Genomic DNA, 25,691 nt, shown 5'->3' with positions numbered 1-25,691 from the left:
GCGCTATTCGACCGGCCGCGCCTGACGCCCGGCCGCCATGACGATCCGCGCCAGCGTGGCGGGCAGGATCGGTTTCGTCAGCAACTCCACCGACAGGGCGGCGGCCTCCTGCGCCAGCGCATCAGCCCGGTTCGCGGTCATCAGCCAGCGACCAGAATGCGGCGGCAGCATCCCCGCCAGCGCCTTGAGGCATTCCAGCCCGTCCATGCCCGCGCCCAGCTGGTAATCGCACAGGCACAGATCCGGCTCGACCCCGGTTTCCTCGATCAGGGCGACGGCTTCCTCGCCCGAGGTGACGTCCAGCACGTCCACCCCCCATTGCTCCAGCAGCTGGGTCAGGGCCTGGGTCATGCCCTGGTCGTTTTCCACGATCAGCGCGGTCAGGCACAAGGCCTGCGCGGGCGCCGCCGCGACCGGACCGGCCAGCGCGTCGCTGGCCCCTTGCCGCGTCGTCGCCATCTCGACCGAGAAGGTCGAGCCCCGGCCCGGCGCCGAGCGCAGGCTGAGCCTGTGTCCCAGAAGCGAGGCCGCCCGATCCACGATCGCCAGCCCCAGCCCCAGACCTTCGGCCGCCGAGGCCTTGGCATCCAGCCGCCGGAACTCGGCAAAGATCACCTGATGGTCCTTTTCCGCGATGCCCCGCCCGCTGTCGCGCACCTGCACCAGCAGCCGGTCGCCCCGCATCCGCACCGCGACCATCACCCGGCCCCGATCCGTGTAGCGGATCGCGTTCGAGATCAGGTTTTGCAGGATGCGCCGCAGATAGGTCCGGTCCGAAAGGACCGTGGCGCGCGCCGGGCGCAGCACCAGTTCCAGCCCCTTCTGTTCGGCCAGGGGCGCGAATTCGGCGCGCAGCTGTTCCAGCATCGGCGCCAGCGCGACCGGCTCGATCGTCAGCGCGGCCTGTCCGGCCTCAAGGCGCGAGATGTCCAGCAGCGCCTCGATCAGGCCGCTGACGGAATCCAGTGAACGCTGGATCTTGTCCAGCTTGGCGCGCGGCCCCGCGCCTGCGATTTCCTCCATCAGCGAACCGACGTAAAGCGTTGCCGCGGACAGGGGCTGCATCAGGTCATGGCCGACCGCCGCGACGAAGCGCGCGCGCGACGCATTGGCGCGTTCGGCGCGGGCCAGCGCGTCCTTCAGCTCCATCGTGCGTTCCTGAACGCGCGTTTCCAGCGTCTCGTTGGCGCGGCTGATCTCGTAGAGGGCACGCTTGTGGTCGGTGATGTCGTCCAGCGACATGACGAAGCCGCCATCGGGGATCTCCTGCGCAAAGATGGCCAGCGTGCGGCCCGCGCCCAGCGTCACTTCGGTCCGGTAGCTTTCCTTGCGCCGGACCGACCGCGCCCAGGACAGCAGCGAATGCGCCCCCTGCCCGGCGGGAAAGACGAATTGCCGCCGGATCTGTTGCCACAATTCGTCGAAATGCATCCCACGCCGCAAGCGCGGCAGCGGCAAGGCCAGCATCTGCGACAGGTTGCTGTTCCAGCCCAGAAGCCGCAGCCCGCCATCGAACAGGCAGACCCCAAGCGGCAGATGTTCCAGCGTCGCCTGAAGGATTGCGGCCTGATCGTCCAGCATCCGTCCGCGCAGGGCGCGTTCGGCGCGCACCAGCTCCGTCACCTCGGTCTGGATGATTGCGGTGCCGCCGTCGCCCGTCCGCTGCTCGGAGACCTGCACCAGCCGCCCGTCGGCCATGCCCTGCGTCAGGATGAAGTGGCGTTCGGCATGGCGGCGGCGGCGCATCTCGATCCAGCCGGCGCGGGTCATGCCCTCGGGCAGAACCAGATGGCGCGAACTGGCCGCCAAGGCCAGATATTCCTCGAAGGTCAGGCCGGGGCTCAGGCGGTCGCGGATGTCGGGCAGCAGCGCGTTGAAGCGCGAATTGCACATCACCATCACGTCCGAGGCATCGAACAGCGCGAATCCCTCGTGCATCGTCTCGATGGCCGAGGCCAGGTTGCGCCGCGCAGCCTCCTTCTCGGCCAGGGCCGCCGAAAGCTGCGCGTTCGAGGCGTTCAACAGGTCCAGCGCATGTTCCAGTTGTTCGGTGCGGGCGCGGACTTCCTCTTCCAGCACGGCGGCGCGCTGGAACTGGGCATAGCCCGCGCCGTGATCGTCGGGCAGATCCTCGATCTGGCGGATCAGCGATTGTACGATCCTGACCAGCTTTTCATGCCGCCGGGCCGGATCGTCGCCGGGTCGCAGCATCGCCTCGATATCGGCGGGCAGGTCGGGCAGGACGGGAACGCGCGTCATGCCCAGCCTGCCCCGTCGGGATAGAAGGCCACGCCTGTCAGCGTCTGGTTCAGGTGCATCCCGTTGATCTGCTCGCCATAGGTCGAAAAGCCCGCAACCCGGTGACGCGCCAGCAGCGCCGAGACCTCGGCCAGACGCTGGCGCACCTCGACCTCGACGCGGCGGAACACGCAGTCGAAGCCCAGGATCAGACTGGGCGGCCCGTCGCGCGACAGGCCCTCCAGCGCGCGTTCCAGATGGGCCGCGATGTCGGTTTCCGCCGAGAGGGTCAGCACCATCCCTTCGGCCACGGCGCCGAAGAAGACCAGCGATTGCCCCGGTCCGACATCGCGGATCGCGCGCACGAAGTGGCGCCCGCCCACGCGCACCAGAACCGGGCGGGTGGCAAAAAGCTCTGGGCCCAGATTGTCGGGCGGGCAATCCAGAAGCCGCGCATATTCGGCGGCGGCGGGCTCGTCATTGATCCGCAGGATGATGCGCCGGGCCGGATCGGCCTGCGTCACCACCATCTGCCGACGCGAGGGCATGGTCGAATCGAAGGAAAAGGTCCGCATCATCATCCGGCTGCGGATCAGGCAGAGAATGGCCGCGTTGTCATGCACGCGCTCGCCGCGAAAGACCTGCGTGCGGGTGAAATTGCGACCGTCCCCGGCCGAGCCCCCGACAATGGGTATCGGCCCCAACCCGCCCGTAAGCGAGGCGATCAGGAATTCTTCCTCGCCCGAGACGCCATCGACCAGCAGCAGCGCCAGCTCGTGCCGTAACCGGTCGGCATGGCGGCTCAGATCCAGCCGCGCCTGCTGAAGCCGCGCGACCATCCGGCGCGAATCGATGGCCGACAGGGGGTCGATTACCACCGTCTCGACCGCAAAGGAGGATGCGGGAAAGGCGATGGCGACCAGATGCCCCTCGGCATAGCCGTTCTCGCCGATCTCGCCGGCCGTGGTGCAGCCCAGGATCTCGGTCCGGGGGTAGCGCGCGGTCAGGCCGGCCAGCACCTGCGGCAATGCTGCGCCTTCGCCCGCGAACAGCACGATCAGCGCGTGCGGGCCAGGCCCCAGCCGCGCGGCCAGGGCGCCCGCCGGATCGGCCAGTGCCGCCGCGACCGAGGCCCGGCGCGGCGCCTCCTCCTGCGCCGCGTCCTGCCCGCGATGCTGTGCCGTCAGATCATGCCGTGCCTCCACCATCGGCAGTCCGTCCCTTCAGATTCGCGTCCCGCGCCATCAGCACCGCCTGCGTCCGCGACGACACGCCCATCTTCCGCATGATCGCGGTGACATGGGCCTTTACCGTCGTCTCGGCGATCGACAATTCATGCGCGATCTGCTTGTTCATCTGCCCCTCGCAGATCAGATCAAGGATCCTGGCCTGCTGTCTTGTCAACTGCGACAGGCGGCGCATGATCGCCTCCGGGGTCGGACGGCCGCCCGGAGCCTCGTCCATGGCGGCTTCGGGGGGCAGGTCGGGGGCGAAGACCTCGCCCGCGGCCAGCGCCTCGAAGGCGGCGCGGAACACGTCGCGGCGCGAATGTTTGGGCACGAAACCCGCAGCGCCCCCGGCCAGGGCCGAACGGATCACCTGCGTCTCGTTGACCGATGTGACCAGCAGGACCGGCACGCCCGGCGCTGTGCGGCGCAGCGTCAGCAGGCCCTCCAGCCCGTCCACATCGGGCAGGTTCAGGTCCAGCAGGATCACGTCGAAGGGATGGCCCGGCCCCAGCAGCCCGCAGGCCTGCGCCAGGCTTTCGGCATGTGTCACATGCGCGATCCCCGAGACCGAGCGAAGCGTCATCGCCAGAGCATCACCGAACAGGGGATGGTCCTCGACGATCAGGGCCGACCGGAAACCTTCGGCGCTATTCTGGGCTTCGTGCCTGCTGTCTGCCATGTCTGGCCCCCGTTGGCGACGCTGTTAGCCGCCAGTCTAGACCTTTCCGCAGGAAAGGCCGACTTGTCAAAAGGTCGAATGGCGCGCGCAAAAGCGTGAAGCCCGCCCGGCTTCTGCCGGCGGCTCTGCCGCGATAGGCTGGCGCGGTTCCTCAAGGAGTGCCACTCATGCGCCTGCTGCCCTCTGCCTGCCTTGCCGCCCTTCTGGCGCTGAATGTCGCGCCCGCCCATGCGACGCAGGAATACATCCTGCCGACGCTGTTCGACGTGGCCCGCGTGGCCTCGGACGACGTGCTGAACATCCGCCAGCGCCCCGATGCGCGATCCCCGGTGATCGGCACGCTGGCCCCGGACGCCACCGGGATCGAGGTCGTCGAACAGATCGGCAATTGGGGTCGCGTGAATGCGGGCGAGATCTCGGGCTGGGTCTCGATGCGCTATCTCGATTACCGCACCGATGTCTGGGAATGGGGCCAGCTGCCGCAGGGCTTTTCCTGTTACGGGACCGAGCCCTTCTGGTCGCTTCACGCCGAGGGCGGCGACCTTGTCCATGCCACGCCCGAGGGCGAGACGCGCCACCGGATCGGCGCGATCCTCGACAGCGGCGTCTTCCGCGACCCGGCGCGTGCGATCGTGGCCGGGCCGATCACGCTGACGGCCACGCCGCAGGTCTGCTCGGACGGGATGTCCGACCGGGTGATGGGCTTGCGCGCCATGGCGGTGATGAACGGGACCGAGCTTCTGACCGGTTGCTGCCGCATCGCACGCTAGAGGCGCATCGCCCGCGCCAGATCGGCCGCGACGGCGGCCATGCGGTCGTCGGCCGCCCGCGGCGGGACCGAGAACGCCTGGGGCCCGTCCGCCAGATAGGCGGCCGAGGTCACGTCATGGACATGATGCATCGGCACGACATGGGCATGGGCATGGGGCACATGGATGCCGGTGAAGAACATCGACACCCGCTCGACCCGGTAAAGCGCCTTCATCGCGCGGGCGATGCCCTGGGCGCAATGGGTCACGCGGGCGGCCAGATCGGCGGGCATGTCCTCGAACCAGACGTGATGGGCGCGCGGGATGACCAGCGCATGGCCCTCGCGGATCGGATGCAGGTCCAGAAAGGCCATGACGTGATCGTCCCGGTGCAGGACATGGGCGGGCAGCGCGCCTTGGGCGATCTTGCAGAACAGGCAATCCTTCATGGCATCCTCCGGCTGGCACGGCGCAAGGCTGCGCCGGGCCGGGGGCCGCTGGCAAGAGGGTTACAGCCCCAGCACGTCATGCATGTCGTATTCGCCGGGGCCCTTGTCCTGCCCCCACAGCGCCGCGCGCAGCGCGCCGCGCGCAAAGATCGCGCGGTCGGTCGCCAGATGGCGCAGCACGATCCGCTCGCCTTCGGTTGCGAAGATCACGTCATGTTCGCCCACCACGTCGCCGCCGCGAATGGCGGCAAAGCCGATGCTGCCGGGCGCCCGGGCGCCGGTGATCCCCTCGCGCGCGGGGGTGCGCAGATCGTCAAGGCTGGCGCCGCGCCCCTCGGCGGCGGCCTCTCCCAGCATCAGCGCCGTCCCCGAGGGCGCATCGACCTTGTGGCGGTGATGGGCCTCGACCACCTCGATATCCCAATCGGTGCCCAGGGCGGCGGCGACCTTGCGCGTCAGCCCGACCAGCAGGTTCACGCCAAGGCTCATGTTCCCCGCCCGGATGATCGGGGCATGACGCGCGGCGGCCCGCAGCGCGTCCAGATGGGCAGGCTCGAACCCCGTCGTGCCGATCACATGAACCGCGCGGGCCTGCGCGGTCAGTTCGGCAAAGGCCACGGTCGCGGCAGGGGCGGTGAAGTCGATCACCGCCTGCGCCCGCGCGATGGCCGCGACCGCGTCGTCACTGACCGTCACGCCCACCGGCGCGCCGCCCATCGCCTGGCCCACATCGCGGCCGATCCAGTCATGGCCGGTCCGCTCCAGCGCGCCGACCAGCCGCAGGTCCGGGCTGTCCAGCAAGAGCCGGATCAGCATCTGCCCCATCCGGCCCGACGCCCCGGTGACGACCACGCCCGGACGCTGGGGCTGGGTGCTGTTCTGGAAATCGCTCATCGGGCTTCTCCGCTTTGGCTGTCCTGTGGCTCATATCCCGTTGCGGGCCGCGCCGCGACCCCCTACATCGGACGGCATGGCACAGAACCGCTTTTCCCATGGACCAGGCCCGTCGCAGCGACAGCTGCGCGTGGGCGAACTGATCCGGCGCACCCTGTCCGACGTGCTGTTGCGCGGGGATGTGCATGATCCCGACCTCAACCGGCATTCGATCACCGTGGGCGAGGTCCGCACCTCGCCCGACCTGAAGATCGCGACCGCCTTCGTGCTGCCCCTGGGCGGCGCAGAGGCCCAGGACGCGCTGGCCGCTCTGCGCCGCAACGCGCCCGAACTGCGCCATCTGGTTGCCAGGGCGATGTCGCTGAAATACGCGCCGCAGCTGCGCTTTCAGCTGGACGAGACCTTCGACCGGCTGGACGACACGCGCCGCATGTTCGCCGATGAGCGCGTGCGCCGCGATGTCGAAAGCGATACCCCCGAGGATGACGATGAGCGCTGACCTGCCGCGCCGTCTGGGCGTGGCCTTCGGGATGCTGTTGGCGCTGACCCTGCCCGCCGCCGCCGCGATCTGCGAACGGGTCGAACATGACGGACAGGGCTATGTCCTCTGCGAGGTGACTGCTGCGCAGGAAGGCGCGCTGCGGCTCTGGCAGGACGGGCCGGACGGCGCGCCGCTGCGCCACTTCGCCAATCTCCGCCGCGTGCTGGCGCCGGGCGAGTCGCTGGCCTTTGCGATGAATGCCGGGATGTTCCACGCTGATTACCGGGCGGTCGGCCTGCTGGTCATCGACGGGGTCGAGTTGTCGCCTATCGTGACAGGCGCCAGCAACGACAATTTCGGGATGCTGCCCAACGGCGTCTTCTGTTCGGGCGGCGCGCAGCCCTTCGCGGTGATCGAAAGCCGCACCTTCGCGCAGACCCGCCCTGATTGCCGGCTGGCCACCCAATCCGGCCCCATGCTGGTGATCGAGGGCGAATTGCATCCCCGCTTTCTGGTCGATTCGACCAGCCGCTACATCCGCAACGGGGTCGGCGTCTCGGCCGACGGGCAGACGGCCTGGTTCGCCATTTCGAATCGTCCCGTGACCTTCCACGAATTCGGCCGCTTCTTCCGCGACGGGTTGGGCGTGCCGAACGCGCTCTATTTCGACGGATCGGTGTCGCGGCTTTATGCGCCCTCGGTCCGGCGCGCGGATTTCGGCCGCTCGATGGGGCCGATCATCGGGCTGGTGGGGCAGGACGGCTGACCTCGCCCTGTTGACCGTGGGGCGCCGCCCGGCTATGCCGCCGCCTTCATTTCGGAAAGGTGGGACATGGGACGCAGGAAGGGTCGCGACATCAATGGCTGGCTGATCGTGGACAAGCCCGCAGGTGTGACCTCGACCGCCGTGGTCGCCAAGGTGCGTTGGGCGCTGGACGCGAAAAAGGCGGGTCATGCCGGCACGCTGGACCCGGATGCGACCGGCGTTCTGGCCGTGGCCCTGGGCGAGGCGACCAAGACTGTTCCCATCGTCACCGATGCGCTGAAATGCTACGATTTCACCGTGATCTGGGGCGCCGAGACGACGACCGACGACGCCTCGGGCGAGGTGGTGCGCCGCGCGGATGCCCGCCCCGACCGCGCCGCGATCGAGGCGGCGCTGCCCGCCTTCACCGGCGAGATCATGCAGGTTCCCCCCGCCTTTTCCGCCGTCAAGGTCGAAGGCGAACGCGCCTATGACCTGGCCCGCGAGGGGGTCGAGATGGAACTGGCCGCCCGCCCCCTCTGGGTCGAGAGCCTGACCCTGCTGGAAGTGGCCGAGGGTTCGGCACGATTCGAGATGGTCTGCGGCAAGGGTGGCTATGTCCGGTCCATCGCCCGCGATCTGGGCCGCGCGCTTGGCTGTCTGGGCCATGTCGCGCATCTGCGCCGCACCTGGTCCGGCCCCTTCGACGCGACCGAGGGCGTCGATTTCGACCGCGTGGACCGCGAGGCGCAGGATTGGCTTCAGACGCAGCTGAAACCGCTGGAGACCGGGCTGAGCGACTTGCCGATGCTGCGCGCCACGCCCGAAGGCGCGGTCCGCATCCGGAACGGCAATCCCGGTCAGGTGACGGGTGGGGCTGAATGGGGCGAGCTGGTCTGGGTCTCGGACCCTGCCGGGCCGGTCTGCATCGGGCGCTATCAGGGTGGCATGGTCCAGCCCGAGCGCGTGTTCAACCTCTAGGTTCCGTCTTCATCCACCTGAGCCAATCGAGGGCTGAGATGAGGAAGACCAGCCCATGAAGCCGGCGAGCGTTTTCTCGCAGCGCAGGGCGATGCGGCAGAAGCGTTTGATCCGTTGGAAGAAATTTTCGACCTTGTGACGCTTGGCATAGAGGTCGGGATCGAGGAAAGGCTTGATCGCGCGGGACGGGGTGGCCTGGATGGGGCCCTGTGCCCCGAGTTCTCCTTCGATCTTCTTGCGCAAGGCGCCCGAGTCATAAGGCTGCATCGGCGATGACATGACCCACATCGTCCAGCCCGTCGATCAGGGCGGCAGCCTGCGGGCTGTCACTGCGCTGGCCCGCCGTCGGGAGCAGTCGCACCGGCAGCCTTAGCGCATCGACGGCGGCGTGGATCCTGGTCGTCAGGCTACCACGCGACGCCCGATCCCGTGAGCCTGCGTCCCCCCTTCCGCCCGTCGCATCTGCGTTCGCCAATGTCACTTGGACCATTGGCGTTCCATTGGCGCACCCTTGCAGATGGTGCTGTCGATCAGGGCATATTCGAAGTCGGGGTCCGCGCTCAACTCATGGACAAGGCGCTCCCATACCGCTGCCAGCGCCCTGCGTCGGAAGCGAGCCTGCGCGCCGGTCCACTTGCCGAACTCAGGCGGCAGATCGCGTCAAGGCGCGGCTGTCCGTGCCAGCCAACGCACCGCGTCCATAAAAAGCCGATTGTCCGCTCCGCTCTGCCCCGGCAGCCCCTCACGGCCCGGAAGAAGCCCCTCGATCTGGGCCCATTGCGCGTCCGTCAATGGCCGTCTGCTCAAGATCGCCTCCGGTTTCGATCCTGAATCAGAACTCACCCCACAAGGGGGTCACATGAATGCAGACAGAACCGAGTTCAAGACCCTGCTGCGGCTGCGGAAATGGCCTGACGGCACCGGGGACAGGTCCATTCCCCCAGAACTTCGGGGACTGGCGGTGATTGCGCAAGTGCTGGAAGTCCCCGGCCTTGGCCAGCATGGCCAGCGCGTTGACAGGCTCGATGCCCGGAAGTGAGCGCAGCAACCGATCGCCGGGATGGTCTTCGAGAATCCTGGCCGCGCTGTTCTCGATGGCGTTGCGGCTCGGGATCGACATGATCTGTGAGGCAACCGAGAGCGAGCACCGCTTGATCGTCAATACGACCCAGCAGATGACAGGACTGAACAACGAGGCCGGCAAGGGAGGGCGCTGTCCCCCCCGTCGCGTTCCGCGCCCCCTCCGGGATGTTTGCGCCAAGGCGAAGGGGCGTCAGGGGCGATGCGCGCCGAGGAAGGGGCCCTGGCCTGCGGCCTCGATCCGGTTCATGGCGCTGACGATAGGCTCGTGGATGACGGCCATGGCCCAAGCGGTTGCGTGGATCATCATGTCCGCCGAGACGGCCATCGCCACATGACCCGGCCAGAACAGCAGGTCGCCGCGTTCGATCCTGTCGATGGGCGGGAAAGCCGCCCGCTGCAGGTCGCTGTCGCCGGGGCAGGCACGGTCGCAGGCGGTCAGCGCCATCTGCACCAGGCCCGAGCAGTCGATTCCCCACCGGCTGTTGCCGCCCCAGAGATAGGGCGTGCCAAGCAGGCTTTCCGCGATGGGAACCGGGTCCGGGGCCGGGTCCGTGCCGACATGCTGGACGGGCACATATCCGCCGGTGGCAAGGGCCGCGAAGCCGTCGTGCGTGGCGATGACGGCCAGGCGGCTGCCGATCGACAGGCTGCAGATTTCGCGCGTCTTCATGTCGGGTTCGGAATAGACATGTGTGGCCGGCGCCGTGACCCGGTGCGTCAGGGGAGGCAGGTCGGCGGTCAGCGCCGCGTTGTCGATCCAGCCGCAATAGCCGTCGGCCTTTGACTGAACGAAGGCGTGATCGCCCCGTGTCTCGATCACGGTAACATCCGCGCCCCAGAGCAGCTGGCGGTCGCGCGGCCCGCACGGTCGGGCCAGCAGGTCCGTGACCGGGCGGGCGATGCGGGCTGGCTGGCCATCCGTCCATTCCGGGCGGTCCAGCACGCCGCGCAGGCGGCTTAGCGCCACCCGGTCGGTGGCGGGGGTCAGGCGGCGGTCGCTCATGCGATGATCCGGGGCAGCGCCGCCAGGATCGCGCGCGCCCCTTGGCCCACGCCGCCCTTGGGCCGGCCTGGCGCTGCCGTCGGTTGCCAGCCATAGATGTCGAAATGCGCGTAGCGGCCCGCGCCTTCGGCGAAGCGGCGCAGGAACAGCGCCGCCGTGATCGAGCCCGCCATCCCCCCCGAGGGCGCGTTGTCCAGATCCGCGATGGCCGGTTCGATCTGCGATTCATAGGGCGCCCAGAAGGGCATCCGCCAGATCGGGTCGCCGACACGCATCCCGGCCTGTTGCAGCGCCTCGGCCGTCGCGTCGTCGTCGCAGTAGAAGGGTGGCAGATCGGGGCCAAGCGCCACCCGCGCCGCCCCCGTCAGCGTGGCCAGCGTGATCATCAGGTCGGGGCTTTCCTCGGCCCCGTAGGCCATCGCATCGGCCAGGACCAGCCGTCCCTCGGCATCGGTGTTGTTCACCTCGACGCTTGGCCCCTTGCGGCTGGCCAGCACGTCGCCCGGGCGGAAGGCATTGCCTGCCACGCTGTTTTCCACCGCCGGGATCAGCAGCCGAACGCGCATCCGGTCCGCAGCACCCGTCGCGGCCAGCATCTTCAGCAGGCCAAGCGCCGTCGCCGCCCCGCCCATGTCCTTTTTCATCAGCCCCATCGAGGCGCCGGGCTTGAGGTTCAGCCCGCCCGTGTCGAAGCACACGCCCTTGCCCACGATGGTCAGCAGCGGTCCGTCGTCGCCAAGCCGCATGTCGATCAGGCGCGGTTCGACCGCCGAGGCGCGGCCGACCGCATGGATCAGCGGAAAGTTCTGCTTGGCAAGCGCCGCGCCGCAGATCACCTCGACCCTTGCGCCGATGCTGTTGCCAAGCGCGCGGGCGGCGGCCTCAAGCTTGTCGGGGCCCATGTCGCTGGCGGGGGTGTTGATCAGGTCGCGCGTCAGGAACTCGGCCGAGGCGATGGCGACCAGCCTGTCGGCATCAAGCCCTTCGGGGCAGACGAGGCGCGGGCCGGGCGTGGGGCTGCCTTTGTAGCGGGTGAAGCGGTATTGTCCCAGAAGCCAGCCCAAGGCCGATTCCTCGGGGTCGAGGCCCTTGGGCAGGGCGGCAATGTGCCAATCCCGCGCGGGCAGGGCATGGGCGCGGGCCAGCGCGAAACGCTCTCGCCCGGCCTGCGCCTGATCGCCCAGGCCCAGCAGCGCGCCCGCCAGCCCGCCATCCGCGCCGGGCAGCAGGCAGATTTCGCCCGCGCGGGCGGAAAAGCCGCAGGCGCGGGGCCAGTCGCCAGCCTCGGACGGCAGATCCTGCCCTTTCCACAAGGGCCAAAGCGGAAGCGTATCGGCCGAGGCCGGGGCGAATTCAGGGGTCATCATCGGTTCCGTTCGCGGTTCGGCGCAAGGTTACAGCCTGCGCCATGGCCTGCAACCCCCCCCCATTGCCCCCAGTCCGCAGCCTGCAGGCGGCCTATTCAGGCCAAGGCGGTCCGGTCCCAGATCGCCGTCAGCGAGCGGTTGCCGACCCGCATCAGCCGCGCCTGCACCGCCGCCAGCGCCACCTGGTCGCCCCGGTCCGCGCAAGAGCCCAGATCCATCGCGACCCCTGCCAGAGACAGAAGGCCGATCTGCCATGCCAGCCGCGCGACCCGTTCGGCATCGGATGCCGCCTGGGCCAGATCGCCCTGACGCAGGGCCTGATCCACCGCCGTCAGCTTCGTCGCCAGCTGTTCAAGCGCCAGTTCGATCACGTTGCGGGCCGAGGTCTCGCCCAGCTCGTTGACGATGGTGGCCACGCGCCGCGTGTCCACCCGAACCTGTTCCCACATGGCCAGCGTCGTCACCTGCGCCATCCCCATTTCTCCAACGTCCTGATCCTGCATGCCCGCCGAAACTGCCCGGAAGCCATGAAGAAAGCCTTGCCCGGCATCGCCGAAACGCGTCGAATTTGCAGCAATGAGCGGACCAAGCCCGAAGAGATACGGCAGGATCGTCCAGGGGGTTTCACCCCGAGAGAGGAGGAGGGCGGAAAAGGATGATCGCGCCTCGGACCGGCGCGATGGCATCAGGAGATGGCGGGAATGGGAGTGACCGTCGCGCGGCGGTCATCATGGTCGGAGCGAGAGGATTCGAACCTCCGACCCCCTGCTCCCGAAGCAGGTGCGCTACCAGGCTGCGCTACGCTCCGACCGTGTCTTGGGCAGGTAGCGAAAGCCCGGGGGGAATGCAAGCCCCTCAGCCGCGCGGACCCCACAATCTTTGCAGGATCGTGGTCTTGGGGGCGGTCACGGTCTCGCTTCGCATCCGGGTCTCGATCACGGGGCTATTGGCGGAGTTGCCGCCGCGCCGCTCGCGCCAGACGATATAGACGCCCGAGGCGACGATCACCGCGATGCCCAGGATCGTCGGCAGATCGACCGATTCCCCGAACAGGAACCAGCCATAGGCCGTGGCCCACAGGATCTGGGAATATTGCATCGGCGCGACCATGGCAGCCTCGCCCGCGCGATAGGCAAGGATCAGCAGAAAGCCCGCCGCCAGCCCCATCGCGGCGATCGCGCCGCTCAGCGCCAGCGCGCCCGCGGTCATGGGCTGATAGGCAAAGCCCAGCGAAGCGCCGGTCACGGCGAAATTGGCCAGCATCGGCCACATCATCAGCACCATCGGCCGCTCGGTCCCGCCCAGTCTGCGGATGATCACCGCCGCCGTGGCACCAGTCAGCGCAGCCAGAAGCGCCGCCAGATGGCCTACCGAAAGGGCCTGCGCGCCCGGGCGCAGCACGATCAGCACGCCGACCAGCCCAAGCGCCACGGCGAACCAGCGATGCCGGCCCACGCGCTCGCCCAGCAGCGGGATCGACAGGACCGTGATCAGCAGCGGCATGGAAAACAGGATCGCATAGACCTGCGCCAGAGGCAGGCTCGAGAAGGCATGGAACCCCGCCATGCCGCCCAGCACCGCGCAGACCGTCCGCAGCGCCACCCAGCCCGGATTGGCCGCGCGCAGCGTGCCCGGATTGGGATCGCGCAGCAGGACCAGCGTCACCAGCGGAAAGGACAGCAACGACGAGAAGAACAGGATCTGCAGCGGCGGATAGGTGCTGCCGAGCGCCTTGATGACGACATCATGGGTCGCATAGATCCCCATCGCCAAAAGCGCCAGTGCGGCGCCGCGCAGGTTGTTCGCGGCCATGGTCCCTCCGATGTCGCTGTTGGCGCCAACACAAGGCATCCGTGCCGCAATTGTCAATCCTGCAGAGACCGGGAATCCAGTCGGTCGGGCCTCGCGTCCGGTTGCGGCGCCGGTGGCCTGCGGGGCCTGCCGGGCCGCCGCCTGACCCGGCCAGCCCCGCCAGCGCGCCCCGAGGCCGCGCCGACAGGATCAGCCCTAGGCAATCAGTCCGACACGATCAGCCCGACACGATCAGGCAGCCACGATCAGGCCGACAGCGCCGCCACGATCCGGTCGCCCATCTCGGAGGTGCTGACCGGCTGGCCGCCTTCGGGGCCCATCAGGTCGGCGGTGCGGACGCCCTCGGCCAGAACCGTCTGCACGGCGGCTTCCAGCTGATCGGCGGCCTTGCCCTCGGCAAAGGAATAGCGCAGCGCCATCGCAAAGCTGAGGATGCAGGCGATGGGATTCGCCTTGCCCTGACCCGCGATGTCGGGGGCCGAGCCGTGGACGGGTTCGTACAGCGCCTTGGGCCGGCCATTGGCCATCGGCGCGCCAAGGCTGGCCGAGGGCAGCATCCCCAGCGATCCGGTCAGCATCGCCGCCGCATCCGACAGAAGGTCGCCGAACAGGTTGTCGGTCAGGATCACGTCGAACTGGGCGGGCTTGCGGACAAGCTGCATCAGGCCGTTATCGGCATACATGTGCGACAGCTCGATCTGGCTGTATTCGTTGTCATGCACCCATTGCGTTTCCTCGCGCCACAGGATGCCCGATTCCATGACGTTGGCCTTTTCCATCGAACAGACCTTGCCGCGACGCTTGGCGGCCAGTTCAAAGGCGGCACGGGCGACGCGCCGGATCTCGCCCGAGGTGTAGCGCTGTGTGTTGATGCCGACGCGGCCGCCCTCATTGCCCGGCGTCGGATCGGCCTCGATCCCGCGCGGGGTGCCGAAATAGACGCCCGAGGTCAGTTCGCGCACGATCAGGATGTCCAGCCCCGCGACCACCTCGCGCTTGAGGCTGCTGAAATCGGCCAGCGCGTCGAAGCACTGGGCCGGGCGCAGGTTGGCGAACAGGTCCATTTCCTTGCGCAGGCGCAGCAGGCCGCGCTCGGGCTTCACCGCGAAATCCAGATCGTCGTATTTCGGACCGCCGACCGCGCCCAGAAGGACCGCATCCACCGACTGCGCCAGCGCCATCGTCTCGTCGGTCAGGGGCGTGCCATGCGCGTCATAGGACGAGCCGCCGACCAGGCCATGCTGGATGTCGAACGGCATGGCGCGGTTCGTCTTGAACCAGTCGATGACCTTGACGACCTCGGCCATGACTTCGGGGCCGATCCCGTCGCCGGGCAGGATGAGAAGCGAATAACGGTCGGACATGAACCCTCCAGAGGGCGCCGGATTGGCGCGGGTCTTCTGCCGCCAGGTGCGGCGCAGGATCGGGTTAGACAAGCGTTGCGATTGGGTCAAGTTCACGGCCATCCTCACGCCGAGTTGCCTTGCACCCGGCCGCCGGCAAGGCGACCTTGCGCCGCGCACCGACCGCAAGAGGGGGAATGCGATGAAGACCTGGGATGCGATCATGCTGGGAACCGTGCTGGCCGGCGGTCTCCTGCTGGCCGGTCAGGCCCTGTCTCAGGGCGCCGACGGCGTGCCGGGCGACCGGCTTGTCGTGCCGCTGCCCGATGTCTCGGACCTGTCGGACGAGGCCGCCCGCGACCTGATCCGCGAACTGGCCGAGGCGAACGTGATCAGCGAGAACTGCCCCGACTACGCCGTCAGCGACGGCGAATGGCAGCTGCTGAACGGCACATCGGACCGGCTGATCGCGCGGCTGGGGCTGGACCCGCTGGATTACGACCGCGAATATTTCCGCCCCGCCTACAGCGTGATGGACGACCCGCAGGCCTGCGCCACGCGCGGCCCGGCCCTGACGCCGCTGATCGAGCGGCTGGAATCGATGGGCGGCGCCACCACGCCCGCGCAGGGCTGATCCGCCCCGCCCACCGGGCGGCGGAAATTGCACATCTTGCAGCTTTCCGCTCCTTGGCGCAGCTTGCGGCCGGGGAACGGAGGACTACATGCCACTCGTCACGGCCGGAATCGTCAGCCTTGTGCTGGCCTACATGCTCAGCCAGTTCTATCGCGCCTTCCTGGCGGTGATGTCGCCGGTGCTGCAGGACCAGCTGGGCGCCACGCCCGGCGATCTGGCCCTGTCCTCGGGCCTGTGGTTCATCGCCTTCGCACTGATGCAGATCCCCGTCGGGCAGGCGCTGGACCGCTACGGCCCGCGCCGCACCTGCGCGCTGATGCTGGCCCTGGGCGGCGGCGGAGGCGCGACGGTCTTCGCCCTGGCCACCGCGCCCTGGCACCTGCATGTCGCGCTGACGCTTCTGGGGATCGGCTGCGCGCCGGTGCTGATGGCGTCCTATTATATCCTGGCGCGCGAATACCCGGCCTCGGCCTTCGGGACGCTGGCGGGGGCGGTGGTGGGCTTCGGCTCGCTGGGCAACATCCTCGGCGCCGCGCCGCTGGTCTGGGTGATCGAGGCGATCGACTGGCGCCCGACGCTGTGGCTGCTGGTCGCGATCACGCTGGGCGTGGCGCTGATGATCGCGCGGACGGTGCGCGACCCGGCGCGGCTGGGCGACGACCAGCCCAAGGGCTCGCTGCGCGAGATCCTTGCCCTGCGCGCGCTGTGGTTCATCCTGCCGCTTCTGGCGGTGAACTACGCGGCGGCGGGGGCGATTCGCGGTCTCTGGGCGGCGCCGTGGCTGGATCAGGTCTTTTCCGCCGATCCGCGCACGATCGGTAATGCGACGCTGGCCATGGGTCTGGCGATGGTGCTGGGCAATTTCCTCGTCGGTCCCGCCGCGCGGATCATCGGCAGCCTGCGCCGCACGATCCTGCTGTTCACCGCCGCCACCATCGCGGTGATGGCGGCGATGTGGCTGGTGCCGCAGCCCAGCCTCGGCCTTGCCGTGACGCTTCTGGCGCTGGTGGGTGTCTCGGGCGCGGCCTATCCGCTGCTGATGGCGCATGGCCGGTCCTTTCTGCCGCCGCATCTGGTGGGGCGGGGCGTGACCTTCCTCAACATGTTCTCGATCGGAGGCGTGGGGGCGATGCAATTCGCCTCTCGTCCGGTCTATTACGCGGCCGAGGCGGCCTATCCCCCCGCGCAGGCTTTCTCTATGCTGTGGCTGTTCTTCCTGATCCCGCTGGTGGTCGGGTTCCTGTTCTACTTCCGCACCCCCGAGGCCCGCCCGGATGCCCGACCCGACGCCTGATCCGCTGATCGTCGCCCCGAACCTCAAGCGCCGCCTGTCGGGCGTCACCGCGACCGTGGTGCGGCTGATCCCGGTGCAGGCGCGCATGATCGCCATCGCCGCGACCGGGCCGGGCCTGCCGCCCGAATTGCCGCATATCCCGCTGATGCGCGCCGCCATGATCCCGCGCGACCGCTGGCGGGTCTGGCACGCCCGGCGCAACACCGAAATGGCGCTTGGCCTGATCCTGCGCCATGTGCTGCGGCGCAAATACCGGCTGCTCTTCACATCCGCCGCGCAGCGCAGGCACACGGGCTTTACCCGCTGGCTGATCCGGCAACAGGACGCGCTGGTGGCGACCTCGCCACAGGCGGCCAGCTATCTGGAACGCCCCGCGCAGGTGATCCTGCACGGCGTCGATACGCAGGTCTTCCAGCCCGCCCCCGACCGCGCCGCCCTGCGCCGCGAGCTGGGCCTTGACCCTGACGCGCTGCTGATCGGCTGCTTCGGCCGCATCCGCGCGCAGAAGGGGATCGACCTTCTGGTGCAGGCGGGGCTGGACCTGCTGCCCGACCGGCCCCGCGCGCAGATCCTGATGACGGGCCGGATCACGCAGGACCAGCAGGGCTTTGCCGACGCGCTGAAGGCGCGGATCGCCCAGGCCGGGCTGCAGCACCGCATCCGCTTTCTGGGCGAACTCCCTTGGGATCAGGTCGTGCGCCACTATCAGGCGCTGGACCTGTTCACCGCCCCGGCGCGGTGGGAGGGCTTCGGCCTCACCCCGCTCGAGGCGATGGCCTGCGGCGTGCCGACTGTCGCCGCCCGCGTCGGCGCCTACGAGACGCTGATCCGCGACGGCCAGACCGGCAGCCTGATTCCGCCGGGCGACGCCCCGGCCCTGACGGCGGCTCTGGCGCGCTGGCTGGATGACGACGCGGCCCGCGCCGAGGCCGGTCAGGCCGCTCGCGCCCACGTCACCGCCAACCACGCCATCGAGGCCGAGGCGCAGGCGCTGGTGGACCTCTACCGCCGGATGCTGGCGTGACGCGGCTGGGCTTTCTGCTCGCGCGCACCCTGCGGGCCGAAGCGCCTCTGGCCGCGCTCTCGGTTCCGCAATCCGACTTGCTCGCGGCGCTGGCCGACCGCCATGTCGCGCTGATCGGCAACGCCCGCGCGCTGGCACGGACACGCCACGGCGCGGCCATCGACGCCGCCGATCTGGTGATCCGCATCAACCGCGCGCCGATGCCCGACCCCGCCAGCCACGGCACCCGCACCGACTGGCTGGCGCTGGCCACGCGCCTTGGCGATGCCGACCGCGCAAGGCTGGACCCGGCGCGGATCCTGTGGATGTCGCCCAAGCGCAAGCGGCTGGACTGGCGCAGCGCGACCTCGCCCGGCTTCTACCTGCATCCGCAGGCCGACCACCGCGCATTGGCCGCCCGCCTTGGCGCGCCCCCCACGACGGGCGCGCTGATGATCGACCTGTGCCTGCGCGCGCCCCTGGCATCGCTGACGCTCTACGGGTTCGACTTCTTCGCCAGCCTCTCGCTGTCAGGTCGCCGCACCGCTGCGCAGGTGCCTCATGATTTCGGGGCCGAGGGTGCATGGGTTCGCGGCCTTGTCGCTTCCGATCCGCGGCTGCGCCTGATCTGATCCCCGCGCGCGATGTTCGCAGCCGGGCCGATCCGCTGCGCATCCCGCGATGCGGCCGAATTCCCCGGCATTTCAAGACCCACCCTCCGGTGGCCGCGCAAGAGTGTTGCGCAAGACCCCATGCAACGCGCACTGGCATTGCGCACGGTTTTGCGCTAAACGCCCCCGACCGCAAGAAAAGGAGTCCCCCCGAAATGGGTTACAAAGTCGTCGTCGCGGGCGCCACGGGCAATGTGGGCCGCGAAATGCTGAACATCCTGGCCGAGCGCCAGTTCCCGGTGGATGAGATCGCCGCGCTGGCCTCGCGCCGCAGCCAGGGAACCGAGGTCAGCTTTGGCGACAAGACCCTGAAGATTCAGGATATCGAGCAATTCGACTTCGCCGGATGGGACATGGCGCTGTTCGCCATCGGCTCGGACGCGACCAAGCTGCACGCGCCCCGCGCGGCGGCGGCGGGCTGCGTCGTGATCGACAATTCCTCGCTTTATCGTTACGACCCGCAGATCCCGCTGATCGTCCCCGAAGTGAACCCGGATGCGATCCACGACTACAAGAACAAGATGATCATCGCCAACCCCAATTGCTCGACGGCGCAGATGGTGGTGGCGCTGAAGCCGCTGCATGACCGCGCCCGGATCAAGCGCGTGGTGGTCTCGACCTATCAATCGGTCAGCGGCGCCGGCAAGGATGGCATGGACGAGCTGTGGGACCAGACCAAGGGCATGTATGTGCCCGGTCAGGAGGTCGCGCCGAAAAAGTTCCAGAAGCAGATCGCCTTCAACGTCATTCCCCAGATCGACGTTTTCATGGATGACGGCACGACCAAGGAAGAATGGAAGATGGTGGTCGAGACCAAGAAGATCCTCGACCCCGCGATCAAGGTCACGGCGACCTGCGTGCGCGTTCCGGTCTTTGTCGGCCACTCCGAAGCGGTGAACATCGAATTCGAGGATTTTCTGGATGAGGACGAAGCCCGCGAGATCCTGCGCGAGGCCCCCGGCATCCTGGTCATCGACAAGCGCGAGCCCGGCGGCTACGTCACGCCCATCGAATGCGTGGGCGATTACGCGACCTTCATCAGCCGCATCCGTCAGGACGGCACGGTCGAAAACGGCTTGAACCTGTGGTGCGTCAGCGACAACCTGCGTAAGGGTGCGGCGCTGAACGCGGTGCAGATCGCGGAATTGCTGGGCAACAAGGTTCTGAAAAAAGGCTGATTTCCCAGATCTTCGAGCAAGATGACCGCCTGCGCCCCGAAAGGCGCGGGCGGTTTTCGTTTCGACCCTTGCGAACGCCTCTCAGGCGGCCTCGCCTTTCAACAGGGCGGCCAGTTCGGCCTGTTTCTCGGCCACCAGCGCGGCATCGCCGTCGGCCTCGACATTCAGGCGCACCACCGGCTCGGTGTTCGACTTGCGCAGGTTGAAGCGCCAGGTTCCGAAATCCAGCGACACGCCATCTAGATCGTCGCGGCTGTCCGCGCGCGATTCATAGGCGGCGATCACACGCCCGATCGCCGCATCGGGATCGTCGATATGATAGTTCGTCTCGCCCGAGGAGGGGTAGAGCCGCATCCGTTCCGACAGCAATTCCGCCAGCGTCTTGCCCTTGCGCGAGAGCAGCTCGATCATCAGCAGCCAAGGGATCATGCCGCTGTCGCAATAGTAGAAATCGCGGAAATAGTGATGCGCCGACATCTCGCCACCATAGATCGCGCCGACATCGCGCATCTTGCGCTTGATGAAGGCGTGGCCGGTCTTGCTGACCACGGCCTGGCCGCCCGCCTCGGCGATCATGGCGCGGGTGTTCATGATGACGCGCGGATCGTGGACGATCTTCTCGCCCGGCGACTTCTCCAGAAACGCGGCGCCCAGAAGGCCCACGATATATTCGCCCGGGATGAAGCGGCCATCCTCGTCGAAGAAGAAACAGCGGTCGAAATCGCCGTCCCAGGCCACGCCCAGATCGGCGCCTTGCGCCTTGACCTCGGCTGCGGTCGGAGGCTGGTTCTCGGGCAGAAGCGGGTTCGGAATACCGTTCGGAAAGCTGCTGTCCACATCGTGGTGCATCCGCACAAAGGTCAACGGCGCGCCCCGACGCTCCAGCTCGGCGGCGATCGCGTCAAAGGTCGGGCCGGCCGTGCCGTTCCCGGCATTCACCACGATCTTCATCGGCTTCAGCGCCGAGACATCGACGAAATCCGCCATCCGCGACGCATATTCGGCGCGGGCATGGCTGAAATCGGTCACGCTGCCCTTGCTTGCCGGGGCAAAATCGCCCGAGGTCGCCAGTTCGACGATCGGCGGCAGTTCGGTCGCCGGGTCCAGCGGCGCCGAGCCCCGACCCACGATCTTCATGCCGTTGTAATTGATCGGATTATGCGAGGCCGTCACCTCGATCCCGCCATCGGTGTTGTGAAAGCCGGTGTGGAAATAGACCTCTTCGGTGCCGGCCAGACCCAGATCCAGCACATCCGCGCCGCCGTCGGTCAGGCCCTCGATCAGCGCCTTGGCCAGTTCGGGCGAGCTTTCGCGGCTGTCGCGGCCCACGACCACGCGCCTGGCGGCGCGGGCCTGCGCAAAGGCGCGTCCGATGCGATAGGCCACGTCGGGATCGAGGTTCTTGCCCAGTTCTCCGCGCACGTCATACGCCTTGAAACAGGTGATTTCGCGCCTGCCCATCTGATCCCGTTCGTTCATTGAAGAACCCCTTCGCTGGTCAATCAACCCTAGCGCTAACAGCTTCACTCGGGATTGCAAGGCGTCCGGGGGCTCAGCCTTTCGGCCGACGTGACCCCGGCGCGAAAGGCCGCTAGGCTGACCCACCGGAAAAGGAGTTCACGATGGACGCCAAGTCACTGATCACCGCCTATTACGACGCCTTCAACGCGGGCCAGACCGACCGGATGCTGGACCTGCTGCATGACGAGGTCGAGCATCACGTCAACGAGGGCCAGGTCCGCAAAGGGCGCGACCTGTTCGCGGCTTTCAACGCGCACATGACCCGCTGCTACCGCGAGACGCTGACCGACATCGTCGTCTTCGCCAATGAGGCGGGGGACCGCGCGGCGGCGGAATTCGTGGTCAACGGCACCTATCTGGAAACCGACGAGGGGCTGCCCCCGGCCGATGGCCAGACCTATCGTCTGCCTGCCGGCGCGTTCTTCACCATCCGCGATGGTCGCATCGCGCGGGTGACGACCTATTACAACCTGGCCGACTGGATCCGGCAGGTCGGCGGATGAGCGTCACGACCCGCGTCCTGACCGGCACGGCCCTGGCCGAGGCGCTGGATGATGTCGCCCGCCTGCGGATCACGGTCTTTCGCGACTTTCCCTATCTCTATGGCGGGACGCTGGACTACGAACGGGACTATTTGCGCGCCTATCTCTCGCCCGGTGCGGTGGTGGTCGTTGCGGTGGATGACGGGCGCATCGTGGGGGCGGCGACGGGCGCGCCGATGGCCGATCACGCCGCCGATTTCGCTGCCGCCTTCGCCGACCGACCCGAACCGCTGGACCAGATCTTTTATTGCGCGGAATCGGTGCTGCTACCCGATTATCGCGGGCAGGGGCTGGGCCATGCCTTCTTTGACGCGCGCGAGGCTCATGCCCGTGCGCTTGGTGCGCGCTGGTCGGCCTTTTGCAGCGTGATCCGGCCTGCGGACCATCCCGCAAGACCGGCCGATTACCGCCCGCTGGACGGGTTCTGGAGGCGGCGCGGCTATCGACCGCTGCCGGGCGTGGTCGCGCATTTCGTGTGGCGCGACCTGGATCAGCCCTCGGATACGACGAAAGACCTGCAATTCTGGATGCGCTCGCTATGATCCGCATTGCCGCTGCTGCCTATCCCGTCGAATTCATGCCCGATTTCGACGCCTATGCCCGCAAGCTGTCGGCCTGGGTGGCCGAGGCCGATGCCGATCTGCTGGTCTTTCCCGAATATGCCGCGATGGAGCTGGCCTCGCTTGGCGGGGCGGCCGTCGCGGCCGATCTTCAGGCCAGTCTGCACGAGGTCGCCCGCCACTGGCCGGCGGTCGAGGCGCTGCACCTGCAACTGGCCGCGCGGCATGGCTGTCACATTCTGGCCGGCTCGGGGCCGGTCTTCGACGGGTCCGGGCGGCCGTTCAACCGCGCGGTTCTCTACGGGCCGCAGGGCCGGATCGGCCATCAGGACAAACAGATCATGACCCGGTTCGAGCGCGAGGAATGGCATGTCGCAGGCGCGCCGGGCCTGCGCGTCTTCGACACCGCGCTTGGCCGCATCGGCATCCTGATCTGCTACGACAGCGAATTTCCGCTGCTGGGCCGCGCCCTGGCCGAGGCGGGGGCCGAGATCCTGCTGGTCCCCAGCTGCACCGACACGGTCGCGGGCTTCAACCGCGTGCGGATCGGCGCCATGGCCCGCGCGCTGGAAAGCCAATGCGTCGTGGTTCAGGCGCCGACCGTGGGCGCCTGCGCCTGGATGCCCGCTCTGGACGAGAACCGGGGCCGCGCTGCGATCTACGGCCCGCCTGACGGGTTCTGGCCCGAAACCGGCATCATCGCCGAAGGTGCGATGGACGCCCCCGGCTGGGTTCGCGCCGTCATCGACCCCGCGCGCATCCGCCGCAGCCGGACCGAAGGCGCCGTCCTGCCCTTTGCCCATTGGCCCGAGCAGAAAGCCTGCCGCGTTCTGCGCCAAGTGCCAGAGAATTAATCTTGAATTCGCAAAAAGCGCTTTAACTGGGATTCGGGACCGACATATCGTCGGATATGCTTCACGTCACCGATCAGATCGCGATAGCGGAATGGGAATTGTCGGAACAATTCACCCGGTCGCAGGGACCGGGCGGGCAGAATGTGAACAAGGTCGAAACCGCCGTCGAATTGCGGTTCGAGGCGGCGCGTTCCCCGAACCTGCCCGATCCGGTCAAGCGGCGGCTGAAGCATCTGGCGGGCCGCCGCTGGACGCAGGACGGTGCCATAGTGATCCTGGCGCAGGACACTCGCAGTCAGGCGCGCAACCGGGACATTGCGCGCGAAAGGCTGGCGGAACTGATCCGGCGGGCTGCGGTTCAACCCAAGCGCCGCATCGCCACACGCCCCACGCTGGGCAGCCAGAGGCGCAGGCTCAAGGCCAAGGCTGTACGAAGCGGCATCAAGATACTGCGCGGAAAGGTAAACGACGAGGAATGAACGCACTGGTCCGCTCGCTCAGACTGGTTCTTGGTCGCCGCCCCCCTGCGATGCAGGTCGGCGCGGTCTGCCGTGATCCGGTTTCGGGGGATGTGGCGCTTGTGACCAGTCGCGATACAGGCCGTTGGGTGATCCCCAAAGGCTGGCCAATGGCGGGCCGCAGCCTGTCGGGGGCCGCCGCGCAAGAGGCCTGGGAAGAGGCCGGCTTGCGTGGGCATGTCCATAACGCCGAGCTAGGCCGCTATCGCTATGACAAGACGCAGGACGCAGGCTTTGCCATTCCTGTCGAGACGCGGGTCTTCCTGCTGGACGTGACCGAGGCGGTCGAGGATTTCCCCGAAGCCTGCCAGCGCCGCCGCCGCTGGTTCGCCCCCGAGGATGCCGCCCGGATGGTCGCTGAGCCGGGGTTGAAACGCATCCTGCTGGCTCTGCCGCCGGTTTCCCGTGGCTGAGCCGCAGCCGGGCCGCCGCGGCGGGCAATTCCGCGTGCTGGACAAGGATCTGGGCCGCATCACCCATGCCGAGGCCGCGCAGCTTCACGCCATGCGCCCGGTCTGGCGGCTGGGGCTGATGGTGCTGGCCTTCGTCGCGCTGATCCTGCTGGCGGTCGGTCTGTCGGGCGCGGGTGCGGCCTATGTCTGGCTGGGCGCCGGTCTGGTCGTCGCTGCCTGGCTGGGTCTGGCGATCGGCTCGAACGACGTTGCAAACTCGCTTGGCCCGGCGGTTGGCGCGGGGGCCATCGGGCTGGTGCCGGGGCTGATCCTGGTGGCCCTGGCCGAGATCGCGGGCGCGGTCCTTGCGGGTGGGGCGGTGGCGCAGCGCCTGGCGGGCGGCATCGTGGACCCGGCCGTGCTGGAGGCGTCGGGAACCGGCGCGCTGGTCATGTTGGCGGCCCTGACCGGGGCGGCCTGCTGGATCACACTGGCCACGGGCATCGGCCTGCCGGTCAGCACTTCGCATTCCATCGTCGGCGGCATCGCGGGGGCGGGGACGGCCGCCTATGGATTCGCGGGCGTGGATTGGGGCGCGATCGGGCGGATCGCCCTGACATGGGTGGCGGCGCCGGTTCTGGCGGGGCTTCTGGCCGGGGCGCTGGTGATGCTGTTGCGCCACAAGGTGCTTGAGGCGCCGGACCGCGCCCGTGCGGCTCGTCTCTGGCTGCCGGGGATGGTCGCGCTGATGTGCGGGCTGTTCACCATCTATCTGATGCGGCTTCTGGGTCTGGGACTCGATCGTGGCGGCTTGGGCCTCGCGCTGGCGGTGCTGGCGGGTGGCATCGGCTGGATCACCACCTTCGGGCGGATCACGGCAGAGATCGCGCGCGATGGCAAATCTGCCGCCAAGACGCTGTTGCGCCCCGCGCTGCTGGTTTCGGTCCTGATCATGGGCTTCGCGCATGGCGCCAATGATGTCGGCAATGTCGCCGGGCCGCTCTCGGTCATCCTGGGCGGTGCGCGGACCGGGGGCTACGGCCTGGTGCCGGGCGCTGTCCTGCTGGCGGCGGGCATGACCATCGCGCTTGGCACGATGCTGTTCGGCGCGCGGCTGGTCAGCATGGTCGGCAGCGGCATCACCCGCTTGAATGCGGGCCGCGCCTTCTGCGTGACGCTGGCGACGGCCATCGTGGTGATCGGGGCCTCGGGCACCGGGGTGCCGGTCTCGACGACCCATGTGGCGGTGGGCGGCGTCTTTGGCGTTGGCTTTGCCCGGGAATGGCAGGATCGCCGCCGCCGCGAGGCCGCGCGCCCTGGTCTTCCCGAAGAGGAACAAAGCCGCCGCCGCCTGATCCGCCGCAGCCATGTGGCCACGATCCTCGCCGCCTGGGCAGTCACGCTGCCGGTCACGGCACTTCTGGGCGGCGCAGCCTCGTGGCTGACGCTGCTGTTGTCGGGTGCCTGAGGC

The 25,691-nt window shown here is 68.3% G+C and carries 27 protein-coding genes, 1 tRNA gene and 1 pseudogene; 15 read left to right on the top strand and 14 right to left on the bottom strand.

All coding sequences use genetic code 11. The features are described from left to right. Positions 1-3: 3 nt before the first annotated feature. Genes KY389_RS05830 through KY389_RS05820 form a run of 3 tightly spaced genes read right to left on the bottom strand, consistent with a single transcriptional unit; the run spans position 4 to position 4,146 of the window. Positions 4-2,259 (bottom strand): hybrid sensor histidine kinase/response regulator, encoded by a 2,256-nt coding sequence (locus KY389_RS05830; protein ID WP_219829913.1) that lies wholly within the window; start codon positions 2,257-2,259, stop codon positions 4-6. Next, entirely contained in the window at positions 2,256-3,446 is a 1,191-nt protein-coding gene (locus tag KY389_RS05825) for an FIST N-terminal domain-containing protein (RefSeq protein WP_219829912.1), read from the bottom strand. The genes KY389_RS05830 and KY389_RS05825 overlap by 4 nt, the downstream gene beginning before the upstream one ends. Further along, positions 3,427-4,146 carry a response regulator gene (locus tag KY389_RS05820; RefSeq protein WP_219829911.1) on the bottom strand — a complete coding sequence of 240 codons (720 nt, stop codon included), beginning with the start codon at positions 4,144-4,146 and terminating at the stop codon, positions 3,427-3,429. Before KY389_RS05820 ends, KY389_RS05825 begins: the two co-directional genes overlap by 20 nt. Positions 4,147-4,313: 167 nt before the next feature. On the opposite strand from KY389_RS05820, the gene KY389_RS05815 reads away from it, so the two are divergent. Next, the gene (locus tag KY389_RS05815) at positions 4,314-4,916 is read left to right on the top strand and encodes a COG3650 family protein (RefSeq protein ID WP_219829910.1); all 603 of its coding nucleotides are present in this window, start codon (positions 4,314-4,316) and stop codon (positions 4,914-4,916) included. On the opposite strand, the gene KY389_RS05810 is transcribed toward KY389_RS05815, so the two are convergent. Further along, complete coding sequence (locus KY389_RS05810) at positions 4,913-5,344, bottom strand: HIT family protein (protein ID WP_219829909.1); 432 nt, start codon at positions 5,342-5,344, stop codon at positions 4,913-4,915. The two genes, KY389_RS05815 and KY389_RS05810, sit on opposite strands and share 4 nt — an antisense overlap. Positions 5,345-5,404: 60 nt before the next feature. Then, entirely contained in the window at positions 5,405-6,238 is an 834-nt protein-coding gene (gene dapB / locus KY389_RS05805; protein ID WP_219829908.1) for a 4-hydroxy-tetrahydrodipicolinate reductase, read from the bottom strand. Between the two features lie 76 nt (positions 6,239-6,314). On the opposite strand from dapB, the gene rbfA reads away from it, so the two are divergent. From rbfA to truB, 3 genes are all read left to right on the top strand, one after another. Further along, on the top strand, positions 6,315-6,737 hold the full coding sequence (gene rbfA, locus KY389_RS05800) for a 30S ribosome-binding factor RbfA (RefSeq protein ID WP_219829907.1): 423 nt from the start codon (positions 6,315-6,317) through the stop codon (positions 6,735-6,737). Further along, a complete protein-coding gene (locus KY389_RS05795; RefSeq protein ID WP_219829906.1) occupies positions 6,727-7,485 on the top strand; it encodes a phosphodiester glycosidase family protein in 759 nt (252 codons plus the stop codon). The genes rbfA and KY389_RS05795 overlap by 11 nt, the downstream gene beginning before the upstream one ends. Positions 7,486-7,551: 66 nt before the next feature. After that, complete coding sequence (gene truB, locus KY389_RS05790) at positions 7,552-8,445, top strand: tRNA pseudouridine(55) synthase TruB (protein ID WP_219829905.1); 894 nt, start codon at positions 7,552-7,554, stop codon at positions 8,443-8,445. Here truB and KY389_RS05785 read toward each other — a convergent pair. The 8 genes and pseudogenes from KY389_RS05785 to leuB all read right to left on the bottom strand — a co-directional run bounded on the left by KY389_RS05785 (position 8,435) and on the right by leuB (position 15,074). Continuing rightward, a pseudogene (locus KY389_RS05785) lies at positions 8,435-9,252 on the bottom strand (IS5 family transposase). The gene truB and the pseudogene KY389_RS05785 overlap by 11 nt on opposite strands. A gap of 25 nt (positions 9,253-9,277) precedes the next feature. Beyond that, complete coding sequence (locus KY389_RS05780) at positions 9,278-9,607, bottom strand: transposase (RefSeq protein ID WP_219829904.1); 330 nt, start codon at positions 9,605-9,607, stop codon at positions 9,278-9,280. A gap of 111 nt (positions 9,608-9,718) precedes the next feature. Beyond that, positions 9,719-10,531 (bottom strand): C40 family peptidase, encoded by an 813-nt coding sequence (locus KY389_RS05775; protein ID WP_219829903.1) that lies wholly within the window; start codon positions 10,529-10,531, stop codon positions 9,719-9,721. Continuing rightward, positions 10,528-11,895, bottom strand: a complete 1,368-nt coding sequence (locus KY389_RS05770) for a leucyl aminopeptidase family protein (protein WP_219829902.1) — start codon at positions 11,893-11,895, stop codon at positions 10,528-10,530. The genes KY389_RS05775 and KY389_RS05770 overlap by 4 nt, the downstream gene beginning before the upstream one ends. 98 nt (positions 11,896-11,993) lie before the next feature. Further along, positions 11,994-12,371: a DNA repair protein RecO C-terminal domain-containing protein gene (locus tag KY389_RS05765; protein ID WP_246587979.1), complete on the bottom strand. Its 378-nt coding sequence runs from the start codon at positions 12,369-12,371 to the stop codon at positions 11,994-11,996. 258 nt (positions 12,372-12,629) lie between these two features. Next, positions 12,630-12,706, bottom strand: a tRNA-Pro gene (locus KY389_RS05760). A gap of 47 nt (positions 12,707-12,753) precedes the next feature. Next, positions 12,754-13,710, bottom strand: coding sequence for a DMT family transporter (locus KY389_RS05755; protein ID WP_219829900.1), 957 nt, complete (start codon positions 13,708-13,710; stop codon positions 12,754-12,756). Between the two features lie 245 nt (positions 13,711-13,955). After that, on the bottom strand, positions 13,956-15,074 hold the full coding sequence (gene leuB / locus KY389_RS05750) for a 3-isopropylmalate dehydrogenase (protein ID WP_219829939.1): 1,119 nt from the start codon (positions 15,072-15,074) through the stop codon (positions 13,956-13,958). Between the two features lie 181 nt (positions 15,075-15,255). On the opposite strand from leuB, the gene KY389_RS05745 reads away from it, so the two are divergent. The 5 genes from KY389_RS05745 to KY389_RS05725 all read left to right on the top strand — a co-directional run bounded on the left by KY389_RS05745 (position 15,256) and on the right by KY389_RS05725 (position 19,833). After that, positions 15,256-15,687 carry a hypothetical protein gene (locus KY389_RS05745; protein WP_246587978.1) on the top strand — a complete coding sequence of 144 codons (432 nt, stop codon included), beginning with the start codon at positions 15,256-15,258 and terminating at the stop codon, positions 15,685-15,687. Positions 15,688-15,775: 88 nt separating this feature from the next. Next, positions 15,776-16,981 carry an MFS transporter gene (locus tag KY389_RS05740; RefSeq protein ID WP_219829899.1) on the top strand — a complete coding sequence of 402 codons (1,206 nt, stop codon included), beginning with the start codon at positions 15,776-15,778 and terminating at the stop codon, positions 16,979-16,981. Beyond that, on the top strand, positions 16,962-18,005 hold the full coding sequence (locus tag KY389_RS05735) for a glycosyltransferase family 4 protein (RefSeq protein WP_219829898.1): 1,044 nt from the start codon (positions 16,962-16,964) through the stop codon (positions 18,003-18,005). The genes KY389_RS05740 and KY389_RS05735 overlap by 20 nt, the downstream gene beginning before the upstream one ends. Beyond that, positions 18,002-18,616 carry a glycosyltransferase family 29 protein gene (locus KY389_RS05730; RefSeq protein ID WP_219829897.1) on the top strand — a complete coding sequence of 205 codons (615 nt, stop codon included), beginning with the start codon at positions 18,002-18,004 and terminating at the stop codon, positions 18,614-18,616. Before KY389_RS05735 ends, KY389_RS05730 begins: the two co-directional genes overlap by 4 nt. Positions 18,617-18,810: 194 nt before the next feature. Continuing rightward, a complete protein-coding gene (locus KY389_RS05725) occupies positions 18,811-19,833 on the top strand; it encodes an aspartate-semialdehyde dehydrogenase (protein ID WP_219829896.1) in 1,023 nt (340 codons plus the stop codon). A gap of 81 nt (positions 19,834-19,914) precedes the next feature. On the opposite strand, the gene KY389_RS05720 is transcribed toward KY389_RS05725, so the two are convergent. After that, the gene (locus KY389_RS05720; RefSeq protein ID WP_281426511.1) at positions 19,915-21,312 is read right to left on the bottom strand and encodes a phosphohexomutase domain-containing protein; all 1,398 of its coding nucleotides are present in this window, start codon (positions 21,310-21,312) and stop codon (positions 19,915-19,917) included. Between the two features lie 143 nt (positions 21,313-21,455). Between KY389_RS05720 and KY389_RS05715 the strand changes: the two genes are divergently transcribed. The 6 genes from KY389_RS05715 to KY389_RS05690 are packed head-to-tail and all read left to right on the top strand — an operon-like array spanning position 21,456 to position 25,688. Beyond that, positions 21,456-21,857, top strand: a complete 402-nt coding sequence (locus KY389_RS05715) for a ketosteroid isomerase-related protein (protein ID WP_219829895.1) — start codon at positions 21,456-21,458, stop codon at positions 21,855-21,857. Further along, positions 21,854-22,438, top strand: a complete 585-nt coding sequence (locus KY389_RS05710; protein ID WP_219829893.1) for a GNAT family N-acetyltransferase — start codon at positions 21,854-21,856, stop codon at positions 22,436-22,438. Before KY389_RS05715 ends, KY389_RS05710 begins: the two co-directional genes overlap by 4 nt. Continuing rightward, on the top strand, positions 22,438-23,310 hold the full coding sequence (locus KY389_RS05705; protein WP_219829936.1) for a carbon-nitrogen hydrolase family protein: 873 nt from the start codon (positions 22,438-22,440) through the stop codon (positions 23,308-23,310). Before KY389_RS05710 ends, KY389_RS05705 begins: the two co-directional genes overlap by 1 nt. Before the next feature lie 56 nt (positions 23,311-23,366). Continuing rightward, positions 23,367-23,789: an alternative ribosome rescue aminoacyl-tRNA hydrolase ArfB gene (gene arfB, locus KY389_RS05700; RefSeq protein ID WP_219829891.1), complete on the top strand. Its 423-nt coding sequence runs from the start codon at positions 23,367-23,369 to the stop codon at positions 23,787-23,789. Beyond that, complete coding sequence (locus KY389_RS05695; RefSeq protein WP_219829889.1) at positions 23,786-24,241, top strand: NUDIX hydrolase; 456 nt, start codon at positions 23,786-23,788, stop codon at positions 24,239-24,241. The genes arfB and KY389_RS05695 overlap by 4 nt, the downstream gene beginning before the upstream one ends. Continuing rightward, positions 24,234-25,688 carry an inorganic phosphate transporter gene (locus KY389_RS05690; RefSeq protein WP_343222907.1) on the top strand — a complete coding sequence of 485 codons (1,455 nt, stop codon included), beginning with the start codon at positions 24,234-24,236 and terminating at the stop codon, positions 25,686-25,688. Before KY389_RS05695 ends, KY389_RS05690 begins: the two co-directional genes overlap by 8 nt. Positions 25,689-25,691: the final 3 nt, after the last annotated feature.

Origin of the sequence: Paracoccus bogoriensis (assembly GCF_019431455.1) — a bacterium.
GTDB lineage: Bacteria > Pseudomonadota > Alphaproteobacteria > Rhodobacterales > Rhodobacteraceae > Paracoccus > Paracoccus bogoriensis.
Note: the sequence above shows the minus strand (reverse complement) of the source record. Positions and strands in the feature narration are given on the sequence as shown.

Bases quoted from the DNA above. Each gene is read 5' to 3' on its own strand.
- KY389_RS05695 (WP_219829889.1), top strand. From the start codon at position 23,786: ATGAACGCACTGGTCCGCTCGCTCAGACTGGTTCTTGGTCGCCGCCCC.
- KY389_RS05815 (WP_219829910.1), top strand. From the start codon at position 4,314: ATGCGCCTGCTGCCCTCTGCCTGCCTTGCCGCCCTTCTGGCGCTGAAT.
- leuB (WP_219829939.1), bottom strand. From the start codon at position 15,074: ATGTCCGACCGTTATTCGCTTCTCATCCTGCCCGGCGACGGGATCGGC.
- arfB (WP_219829891.1), top strand. From the start codon at position 23,367: ATGCTTCACGTCACCGATCAGATCGCGATAGCGGAATGGGAATTGTCG.
- KY389_RS05770 (WP_219829902.1), bottom strand. From the start codon at position 11,895: ATGACCCCTGAATTCGCCCCGGCCTCGGCCGATACGCTTCCGCTTTGG.
- KY389_RS05725 (WP_219829896.1), top strand. From the start codon at position 18,811: ATGGGTTACAAAGTCGTCGTCGCGGGCGCCACGGGCAATGTGGGCCGC.
- KY389_RS05715 (WP_219829895.1), top strand. From the start codon at position 21,456: ATGGACGCCAAGTCACTGATCACCGCCTATTACGACGCCTTCAACGCG.
- KY389_RS05810 (WP_219829909.1), bottom strand. From the start codon at position 5,344: ATGAAGGATTGCCTGTTCTGCAAGATCGCCCAAGGCGCGCTGCCCGCC.
- KY389_RS05745 (WP_246587978.1), top strand. From the start codon at position 15,256: ATGAAGACCTGGGATGCGATCATGCTGGGAACCGTGCTGGCCGGCGGT.
- KY389_RS05795 (WP_219829906.1), top strand. From the start codon at position 6,727: ATGAGCGCTGACCTGCCGCGCCGTCTGGGCGTGGCCTTCGGGATGCTG.
- KY389_RS05765 (WP_246587979.1), bottom strand. From the start codon at position 12,371: ATGGCGCAGGTGACGACGCTGGCCATGTGGGAACAGGTTCGGGTGGAC.
- KY389_RS05720 (WP_281426511.1), bottom strand. From the start codon at position 21,312: ATGAACGAACGGGATCAGATGGGCAGGCGCGAAATCACCTGTTTCAAG.
- KY389_RS05710 (WP_219829893.1), top strand. From the start codon at position 21,854: ATGAGCGTCACGACCCGCGTCCTGACCGGCACGGCCCTGGCCGAGGCG.
- dapB (WP_219829908.1), bottom strand. From the start codon at position 6,238: ATGAGCGATTTCCAGAACAGCACCCAGCCCCAGCGTCCGGGCGTGGTC.
- KY389_RS05735 (WP_219829898.1), top strand. From the start codon at position 16,962: ATGCCCGACCCGACGCCTGATCCGCTGATCGTCGCCCCGAACCTCAAG.
- KY389_RS05755 (WP_219829900.1), bottom strand. From the start codon at position 13,710: ATGGCCGCGAACAACCTGCGCGGCGCCGCACTGGCGCTTTTGGCGATG.
- rbfA (WP_219829907.1), top strand. From the start codon at position 6,315: ATGGCACAGAACCGCTTTTCCCATGGACCAGGCCCGTCGCAGCGACAG.
- truB (WP_219829905.1), top strand. From the start codon at position 7,552: ATGGGACGCAGGAAGGGTCGCGACATCAATGGCTGGCTGATCGTGGAC.
- KY389_RS05825 (WP_219829912.1), bottom strand. From the start codon at position 3,446: ATGGTGGAGGCACGGCATGATCTGACGGCACAGCATCGCGGGCAGGAC.
- KY389_RS05830 (WP_219829913.1), bottom strand. From the start codon at position 2,259: ATGACGCGCGTTCCCGTCCTGCCCGACCTGCCCGCCGATATCGAGGCG.
- KY389_RS05740 (WP_219829899.1), top strand. From the start codon at position 15,776: ATGCCACTCGTCACGGCCGGAATCGTCAGCCTTGTGCTGGCCTACATG.
- KY389_RS05775 (WP_219829903.1), bottom strand. From the start codon at position 10,531: ATGAGCGACCGCCGCCTGACCCCCGCCACCGACCGGGTGGCGCTAAGC.
- KY389_RS05820 (WP_219829911.1), bottom strand. From the start codon at position 4,146: ATGGCAGACAGCAGGCACGAAGCCCAGAATAGCGCCGAAGGTTTCCGG.